Source organism: Noviherbaspirillum sp. (assembly GCF_036846085.1).
Lineage (GTDB): Bacteria > Pseudomonadota > Gammaproteobacteria > Burkholderiales > Burkholderiaceae_D > Noviherbaspirillum.
On record NZ_DAIUCO010000295.1, the window covers coordinates 1 to 5,997 of the forward strand.

Here is a 5,997-nt window from a genome sequence, read left to right on the forward strand (position 1 = left end):
ACCTACGACTACGCATTGAAGGAAGATTTCGCACCGCTGATGCTGGCGACCCAGCACACCTCCGGCAAGCAGGTGAACCGCATGCTGCACATCGACACCAGCACAGGCGACCTGCTGAACAAGCTGGAAGCGGTGCGGCTGCTATGCCAGGAAACCGGCTGCGCGCAACGCTATCTCGCGCACGACGCCTTCAACGCGATCTACCAGGCCACCCACCGCATCGATGCCGACAAGGGCACCCGCTACGGGGAGCATTTCCTGACCTACCTGCACGACTTCCAGGACCGCGATCTCTCGGTCGGCATCGCGATGACCGATGCGAAGGGTGACCGCAGCCGCCGTCCGCACGAGCAGGCCAATCCCGATTCGTATGTGCACATCGTCGAGCGCAACGCAAAGGGCATCGTCCTCTCCGGCACCAAGGCCATCGTCACTGGCGCGCCCTACATGCATGAATTCCTCGTCATGCCCTGTCGCAACATGAGCGAAGCCGATGCCGACTTCGCCGTCTGCTGCGCGGTGCGGTGCGATGTGCCGGGCCTTACCATCATCGCCCGCCCAGCCGGACGGCCGGGCGAGAAATCGGCGCTGTTTTCCAACAAGTTCGGCCAGTCCACCGGCGTGCTGGTGTTCGACCGCGTGTTCGTGCCATGGGAACGGGTTTTCTATGCCGGCGAATGGGAACACTCGTCCTACATGACCTACAACTACGCGACGCATCACCGCCACAGCTGCATCGGGGCGCGCGCCGGCTTCGGCGACCTGCTCATCGGCGCCGGCGCACTGATGTGCGAAGCGAACGGCTTTGACCCCGGCAAGGAAACCCATCTGCGCGAGCAGATGGTGGACCTCATCAAGATCACCGAAGGCTTCTATGCCTGCGGCGTCGCGGCGTCGGTGTATGCGAAAGTCGACGAGGCGTCGAACACCTTCGTGCCGGACGCGGTGTTTTCCAACATCGGCAAGCTGCTGCTGGCAACGCAAATCTATGACATGCATCGCATCGCCCACTATGTCTCCGGCGGCCTGATCGTCACCCTCCCCGGCCCGGACGAAGACCACAACCCGGAAACGGCGGCCAACCTTGCCGACGTGCTGCGCGCCAATCCCAATGTGCCGTACGAGCAGCGGATACAGACCGCCCGCTTCATCGAAGACCTGACCGCGTCCTACCAGGGCGGGTGGTACTCGGTCATCAGCCTGCACGGCGGCGGCTCACCGGCGGCAATGAAACAGGAGATCTATCGCAACTACCCGATCGGGAACAAGGTGGAACTGGTGGAGCGGTTGATGGAGCGTGGGCTGGTCGATGATCCGCGCCGGCCGATCACGGCGAACAAGCAGCCGGGGAAATGCTGTGCGACAGGGTGCACGGTGCCGGGGCAGCCGGTGATGGTGGATTTGCCGGAGGCGGGAGTGAAGCGGTTGAAGAATGTGGCTTGAGGGATGCCTGACTGCTGAATGATCGGTTTGTGAGCTTTGTCTTCGTTGTTGCTGCTGCCGCAAGACAAGAGCGGCAAGCACCGCAACGGTAATAGCCGTAAGACGCCGGTTAATGTTTGCGCGTGACCTGCAGCAGGCCGGCAAGGCCGAATACGACAAGCATGACGCCACCGACGATCATCCAGACCGAATGGTCGGTAGGCGCCCCGGTGAGCACCCGGGACACATCGGAGGAAAAGGAATTCATTTCATTGGCGCCGAAAATCGTCACCATGATTCCCGCGGCCAGCAGTGCCAGCGAAAGCGCTTTAATCATATATGCCTTTTGATGATTGGAAAAAATGCCGCATGACCGGGCCGATCAAAGACGACGCCCGCTGATCACCCGCAGCAGCACCATCACCACGGCAATCACCAGCAGCACGTGGATAAAGCCGCCGATGGTGTAGGAAGTCACCAGGCCGAGCAGCCACATGACGAGTAGAACGACGGCGATTGTATAAAGCATGATATTTACCTCTTATAACGTTGGCATTCAAAAGGACCGGACTTCTTCCCACTGACCGATTATTGCCGCCAGCGACAAATGATTCCGTGCGCTGCCGTACACAAATGAATAAGGTGAATAAGGGGTCAGAGTAAATTAACTCCTTGTAGCAGACCTCATGCGGCCGCGGCTAAGCACAAAGCCAACATCGTCAACCATGGTTGACGACTACGTTCTTCGTCAACTATCATTGACGCATGATCAACCCCAAATCGCTTCCTTCCCCCGATGACCCTGCCGAAGCTTTGGCAGCCGTCGTGGCATTGCGCCTGATGGCGGACAAGCTGGAACACAAGGCAGTGGGGGCCGCGCTGGAACAGGGCTGGTCGTGGTCCGAGATCGCCGAAGCGCTGGGCGTATCCAAGCAGGCAGCGCATAAACGCCTTGCAGGCACGTTTTCGAAACCGCATTCTTAACCCGGGAGTTTTCATGTTCGCCAAGATCAAGCAGCGTTTTCAGGACATGCATACCATCAAGACCCTCTGCGCAAGTGCCGAAAAGCATGCGAACGCGGATGGCCAGAAAGAACCGGGCGCCGAACACTTCGTTCTCGCGGCATTGGAACTGCCGGACGGCACGGCGCGCAAGGCATTCGAGCGCATGCAGACGGACCCGGATGACTATCGCGCGGCAATCGCACGGCAATATGACGATGCGCTGCGGCATGTCGGCATCGAGATCCCGGAAGATCATGCTGACGGCGGGGCCGCAATCCCTGCAGGCGCCGGAATCTACAAGGCGCAGCCTTCCGCGCAGGCGTTGATGCAACAGCTGGCAAACCGGCAGAAAGCCGATGCGGGCGAACCGCTGCTTGGCGCGCATGTGCTGCTGGCTGTCACCGCCGCCCGGCATGGTGTCGCCCTGCGCGCCTTTCGTGCCATGGGCATTCAACCTGCGGCGCTTGCCGACGCGGCCGCTGCGGAGATCGACGTGTTCGCCATGAACTGAGCATGCATTGCATCGATCATGCAAGCCGCACATGCACGGTCATGAACACAGCGGAAACGAAACAATGAAACCGAAAGAGCTTGTCATGCAATGGGTCGATGCATTCAACAAGGCGGATGCCGACGGGCTCACATCCTTCTGCAGCGAGCATGCGGTGAATCACCAGATGGCCGAGTCGCCGGTCGAGGGCAAGGCTGCGATCCGCTCGGGTTGCGGGGATATGGCTTCTTTCACATACAAAACGACCTGATCGGTGATGATTCTGTCCGCACCCAAGTTGCCTGCCGGCGCAGCCCCGTCTGCTTGACCCGGCGCGGTGCCATGGTAATCTGCCGTTTCGCGGATCACGCCACATCAGCCATTTCACGGTAACAGGAAGCGCCATGGAAGAGACACCCCGCCGTCCTATCGTTCTTCGTCCCGGTGAAGGCCGGCCTTACCGGATGGGTGGCATGTCGGCGTTGTTCAAAGCCGATGATGCCGAAACCGCAAGCAAGTATTCCATCTCCGAGTGGTGGCTGGAACCGAATACCCAAGGCCCCGGCGCGCACTCGCACGAGGAGGATGATGTGTTTTATGTGCTTGAAGGCACGATGAGTTTTTTCATCGACGGCGCGTGGGTGGATTGCCCCAAGGGATCGTTTGTACTGGCACCGGGCGGCGCGACACATGATTTCCAGAACCGGACCGGCGCACGGGCCGGTGTACTGAACATTTCCACGCCCGGTGGCTTTGAGCAGAACATGGGCATGATCGTGCAGTGGTTTGCGAGGAATCCGCCCGGTCCGGCCGTCGGTCAATGATGTTTCATACTGCTTTACCGCACGCGTCGTGCGTATCACCACGCCATCGACCACACCATGCTCTGGATACCCGGAACCCTGATCCCCGGCCACGGCGTCGCCAGCGGCAGCGGCGATGACCGCCGTTACCCCGGTGGCACGATTTCGTTGCAGCAGCCTTTCTTCCTGCAGCACGGCATCGATTTCTCTCCCTACTTTCCCGGCACCCTGAATGTCGACCTCGCGCCGTGCAAGCCGGTGCCGCATGAACCACTGTTCGATGGTGTCATCCGGTGGTTTGAGGAGATCGAGGAGCGGTTCGTGATTTCGCCCGCACGGTTGCGGGTGAACGGATGCGAGCATGCCGGGCTATGGTATTACCCGCATCCGGAAACAAAACCCGCGCACCATCAACCGGATTCGGTCGTTGAATTGCTGATGCCGCGGATCGCGGGATTGGCGCCGGGCGTTGCGGTCGAGGTCCAGCTTGCAATAAGCAGATAGCACCTGGTCAGCCGACATTCACCAATCGATCATCCACCACTTTCGCCGCGCAGGCGCGAACGAGTTGCGACACCGCCCACTCGGCGAGATCCTCCGCCGGCTGATGCAGGTAACGCCGGTTCGCTTCCGCCGACAGGTGCATGTCCGCCATCAATCGCGGCACGTCGGCGAGCGGGATGGATTGCCGCTCCAGCAGCAGGAATTTGAGCAGGACCTTGACTGCGTTCTGCGCATTGCGCGCCGGGTCGGCGACGAAATAGTCGAGCCGTGAAAATGCCCTCTTCAGTGCCGCGTCAAAATCGGTGAACGGCGCGCCGTGGCCGGGGATCACGATATCCACGTTGAGCGAGGCGATCAGCTCCAGCGTGGCGCGGGTTTCGGCGAAGCCGGATGCGCCTTCCAGTTCCGGGAAGATGACGCCGAAGCCGTTTTCCCATAGCGCATCTGCGGAGATGAGGATGCGTTCGGCGGGACAGTAGAACACCAGCGAATGCGGGTCGTGGCCGGGTGCGCCGAGAACTTGCCATTCCATGTCGCCGAGCGTGATCGCGTCGCCCGGCGCGAGCGTATCGGTGTAGGTGAAGCGCTCGCATTGCTGGCCGGTGAGTTCGAAGGTGAGCACGTCCTGGTTCCAGGTGCGCACCGCATCGGCTTCGGAGGCGGGGATGGTGGTGCGGCAGCGGTATTCGCGCTGCAGCGCCGCGTTGCCGCCGCAGTGGTCGGAATGCATGTGGGTATTGATCAGGCGGTCGAGAGGCCTGCCCTGCAGCGCGTGCCGCACCAGCGCGACGGTTTGCGGCGCGTGCGTGGCGTAGCCGCTGTCGACCAGCGCGGTGTCGTCGCGGCCGATGAAGAGGATGTTGTTGGAAGAGAGCCAGCCGCGTTCGAACACGCGCATGGTGGCGGGTAGTGTCATGGTGTCTTTCGGGGTGGAACGGTGATGCGGCGTGTGCATGGGTGTGCGAACGCGTTGGTGATGGCGGCGATCCGCGTGTTCATGCGCCGCTCCTGTTGCGTTGCAGGCCCGGCTGCATGTTCTGCGCCTGTTGCAGCAACGGCGACTGGAAGAACGCATCGCCTGCCAGCCAGGCGCGCAGCATGTCGGTGGCATCCAGTCCCCAGAAGCAGCGGCCGTCAACCACGGCGGTCGGCACGCCGAACACGTTGGCGGCGATGGCGGCGTCACCGTTGGCGCGCAGTTGCTGCTTGACCTCCGGCGTATCAAGCATGTCGCCGGTGACCTCGAGTTCTTCCAGCAGCGCCGACCAGTGCTGCTCTTCGGTCGGCAGGTGGCCGTCGTGCCAGACGTAGCGGAACAGGCGTTGCACGACATGCTGCGACGGGCCCAGCGCGATGCACAGGCGCAGCAGCGGCAGCGGGTTGAACGGATGGTGGGCGGGCATGGTCATCGGGATGTTGTGGCGGTGTGCGAGCCACGCGCAGTGTTCATAGGTCCAGCGTTGCTTGGGGCCGATTTCCGCGGGGCCGACGTTGCCCCAGTGGTTGAGCAGGCCGGCGAAGAGGATGGGTTTGTAGTGGATGTCGATATCCGGGGCGAGCGTGGGGAGGAGTTCGCCTTGCAGGTAGGAGAAGGGGGAGATGAAGTCGAAGTACCAGTGGAGTGTTTTCATGGTTGGCCTGATTGTCATTTTGTTTTGAAAACTGAAAGCAATGTTTCCGCCTAACTTTATCCATTGCGACCACCTGCTCCCTCCCCCTGGAAGGAGGAGGGAACCGTTCAGCGTTGATTGATAGTTAGCAACGCGTCTGGTT

General features: G+C 61.2%; 10 protein-coding genes. 6 read left to right on the forward strand and 4 right to left on the reverse strand.

What is annotated here, in order from left to right; all coding sequences use genetic code 11:
* Window positions 1–1,443: 4-hydroxyphenylacetate 3-hydroxylase family protein (locus V7080_RS22810; protein WP_334190675.1), on the forward strand; the 1,443-nt coding region annotated here is incomplete at its 5' end.
* A 109-nt stretch (window positions 1,444–1,552) separates the two neighbouring features.
* On the opposite strand, the gene V7080_RS22815 is transcribed toward V7080_RS22810, so the two are convergent.
* Complete coding sequence (locus V7080_RS22815) at window positions 1,553–1,759, reverse strand: DUF3185 family protein (protein ID WP_334190676.1); 207 nt, start codon at window positions 1,757–1,759, stop codon at window positions 1,553–1,555.
* A 45-nt stretch (window positions 1,760–1,804) separates the two neighbouring features.
* On the reverse strand, window positions 1,805–1,951 hold the full coding sequence (locus V7080_RS22820) for a lmo0937 family membrane protein (protein ID WP_334190677.1): 147 nt from the start codon (window positions 1,949–1,951) through the stop codon (window positions 1,805–1,807).
* A gap of 236 nt (window positions 1,952–2,187) precedes the next feature.
* On the opposite strand from V7080_RS22820, the gene V7080_RS22825 reads away from it, so the two are divergent.
* From V7080_RS22825 to V7080_RS22845, 5 genes are all read left to right on the forward strand, one after another.
* Window positions 2,188–2,406 carry a helix-turn-helix domain-containing protein gene (locus V7080_RS22825; RefSeq protein ID WP_334190678.1) on the forward strand — a complete coding sequence of 73 codons (219 nt, stop codon included), beginning with the start codon at window positions 2,188–2,190 and terminating at the stop codon, window positions 2,404–2,406.
* Between the two features lie 13 nt (window positions 2,407–2,419).
* On the forward strand, window positions 2,420–2,938 hold the full coding sequence (locus V7080_RS22830; protein WP_334190679.1) for a Clp protease N-terminal domain-containing protein: 519 nt from the start codon (window positions 2,420–2,422) through the stop codon (window positions 2,936–2,938).
* A gap of 64 nt (window positions 2,939–3,002) precedes the next feature.
* Window positions 3,003–3,188, forward strand: a complete 186-nt coding sequence (locus V7080_RS22835; RefSeq protein WP_334190680.1) for a YybH family protein — start codon at window positions 3,003–3,005, stop codon at window positions 3,186–3,188.
* Between the two features lie 133 nt (window positions 3,189–3,321).
* Entirely contained in the window at window positions 3,322–3,741 is a 420-nt protein-coding gene (locus tag V7080_RS22840) for a cupin domain-containing protein (protein ID WP_334190681.1), read from the forward strand.
* 57 nt (window positions 3,742–3,798) lie between these two features.
* Window positions 3,799–4,224, forward strand: a complete 426-nt coding sequence (locus V7080_RS22845) for a hypothetical protein (protein WP_334190682.1) — start codon at window positions 3,799–3,801, stop codon at window positions 4,222–4,224.
* A gap of 7 nt (window positions 4,225–4,231) precedes the next feature.
* Here V7080_RS22845 and V7080_RS22850 read toward each other — a convergent pair whose 3' ends face one another.
* Window positions 4,232–5,140 (reverse strand): MBL fold metallo-hydrolase, encoded by a 909-nt coding sequence (locus V7080_RS22850; RefSeq protein ID WP_334190683.1) that lies wholly within the window; start codon window positions 5,138–5,140, stop codon window positions 4,232–4,234.
* Window positions 5,141–5,219: 79 nt separating this feature from the next.
* Window positions 5,220–5,873: a 2-hydroxychromene-2-carboxylate isomerase gene (locus V7080_RS22855; RefSeq protein ID WP_334190684.1), complete on the reverse strand. Its 654-nt coding sequence runs from the start codon at window positions 5,871–5,873 to the stop codon at window positions 5,220–5,222.
* Window positions 5,874–5,997 lie beyond the last annotated feature (124 nt).

Coding starts and splice junctions, on each gene's coding strand:
- V7080_RS22815 (WP_334190676.1), bottom strand. CDS start 1,759: ATGATTAAAGCGCTTTCGCTGGCACTGCTGGCCGCGGGAATCATGGTG.
- V7080_RS22820 (WP_334190677.1), bottom strand. CDS start 1,951: ATGCTTTATACAATCGCCGTCGTTCTACTCGTCATGTGGCTGCTCGGC.
- V7080_RS22825 (WP_334190678.1), top strand. CDS start 2,188: ATGATCAACCCCAAATCGCTTCCTTCCCCCGATGACCCTGCCGAAGCT.
- V7080_RS22830 (WP_334190679.1), top strand. CDS start 2,420: ATGTTCGCCAAGATCAAGCAGCGTTTTCAGGACATGCATACCATCAAG.
- V7080_RS22835 (WP_334190680.1), top strand. CDS start 3,003: ATGAAACCGAAAGAGCTTGTCATGCAATGGGTCGATGCATTCAACAAG.
- V7080_RS22840 (WP_334190681.1), top strand. CDS start 3,322: ATGGAAGAGACACCCCGCCGTCCTATCGTTCTTCGTCCCGGTGAAGGC.
- V7080_RS22845 (WP_334190682.1), top strand. CDS start 3,799: ATGCTCTGGATACCCGGAACCCTGATCCCCGGCCACGGCGTCGCCAGC.
- V7080_RS22850 (WP_334190683.1), bottom strand. CDS start 5,140: ATGACACTACCCGCCACCATGCGCGTGTTCGAACGCGGCTGGCTCTCT.
- V7080_RS22855 (WP_334190684.1), bottom strand. CDS start 5,873: ATGACAATCAGGCCAACCATGAAAACACTCCACTGGTACTTCGACTTC.